Source organism: Streptomyces niveus, from assembly GCF_001723055.1.
GTDB classification, from domain to species: domain Bacteria; phylum Actinomycetota; class Actinomycetes; order Streptomycetales; family Streptomycetaceae; genus Streptomyces; species Streptomyces niveus.
Map to the genome: position 1 here is coordinate 1 of NZ_MDCR01000532.1, position 1272 is coordinate 1272.

Sequence of the window (1272 nt, forward strand, 5' to 3'; positions counted from 1 at the left end):
GCGACACCGGCTCGTCCGACGACCGCGGAGGCGGCTGCCGCTGACCAGCGGCAGCCGCCGTCGCGAGACGCCCCGCACGGCCACCGCCCGCTCGTCATCGGTGGGGAAGCGTGCGCTCGCTCTGCTGCGGGGCGTCCATGCCCAGGAGACGGACACGGGTCGCCTGGAGACGGTCCGCCACCACTTCCAGCACACGCCGGGTCAGTGCCAGCCCGAGGACGGGGTCCTCGTTGCACAGGGCCCGTACCGCTCGGGCGTCGAACTCGTACGCCCTGACCAGGCTGAAGGCTTCAGCGCCCAGATGCCAGGTGTACGGCGGTACCAGCCGCGACCACCCCAGGAGATCGCCGTGGCCCAGCATGTCCAGCGTGCCCACGTCCCGTCCGGGGTCGCGCAGATCGAGGTTGACCGCTCCTGTCCGGATGACCCAGAACCGGTCCGCCGGTCCCTGGTCCTCGAAGATCCGGGTACCCGCCGGGAAGGACACCGGGCGGGAGAACTCCATCAGACGCTCCCTTGCCTGGTGGGGCAGGGCGTTCAGCAGAGTCATGGCCATGGCCGTACCTCCCGGGTCCGCTCCGGCGGTGGATCCACCGCCCCCCGCCGGACAGGTCTTGCCATCCAAGGGTGCCTGCCGGGGCCGGCCAGCGGGCAGGGGCCGTCCGGCATCGCGGGTGGCCCGAACGGTCCCTTCGCTCCCGCGTTCCGGGGCCGCTGTCCCGACGCCTGGGTCATCGCGGGACGACCGGCACCGTCCATACGAGCCGCGTACCTCCGTCATCGGGTGCCTCGACCGTCATGGTGCCGCCCAGACCGTGGGCCCGCTTGGAAAGGTTCGCCAGACCGCTTCTCCGACCGGCCGTACCGATGCCCACCCCGTTGTCCGAGGCCGACAGTGTCAGTGTCCCGCCGCGGACCACCAGGGCCACGGACGCCGAGGTGGCGTGCGCGTGCCGTGCGACGTTGCTGAGCGCCTCCGCGAGGACGGCGACGACGTGCTCGGTGGTCTCCGGTGGCACATCCGTGTCGAGCAGGCCCTCCATGCGCAGGGACGGGGTGAAACCGAGGGAGCGCACCGCCTGCTGGACCGTGTCGGTGGCGCGGGACCTGAGTCGGCGTTTTGACCGCCCCGCTTCCTGGACGCGCAGCCCGAAGATCGTCGAGCGAATGATCTTGATGGTCTCGTCGAGGTCGTCCACGGCCCGCAGCAGCCGCTCCTGGGCTCCGGGATGGTCGACGAACCGGACGACACTCTGCAGGGTCATCCCCGTG

Annotated in this window: 2 protein-coding genes; both read right to left on the reverse strand. The window is 71.5% G+C overall.

Annotation, left to right across the window (positions count from 1 at the left end):
• Positions 1–94: 94 nt before the first annotated feature.
• Entirely contained in the window at positions 95–556 is a 462-nt protein-coding gene (locus BHU15_RS37340; RefSeq protein ID WP_069631127.1) for a cyclic nucleotide-binding domain-containing protein, read from the reverse strand.
• 175 nt (positions 557–731) lie between these two features.
• Positions 732–1272: sensor histidine kinase (locus tag BHU15_RS37345; protein ID WP_368483240.1), on the reverse strand; the 541-nt coding region annotated here is incomplete at its 5' end.

Excerpts from the sequence above, each read along its gene's own strand:
- BHU15_RS37340 (WP_069631127.1), bottom strand. The coding sequence starts at position 556 with ATGGCCATGACTCTGCTGAACGCCCTGCCCCACCAGGCAAGGGAGCGT.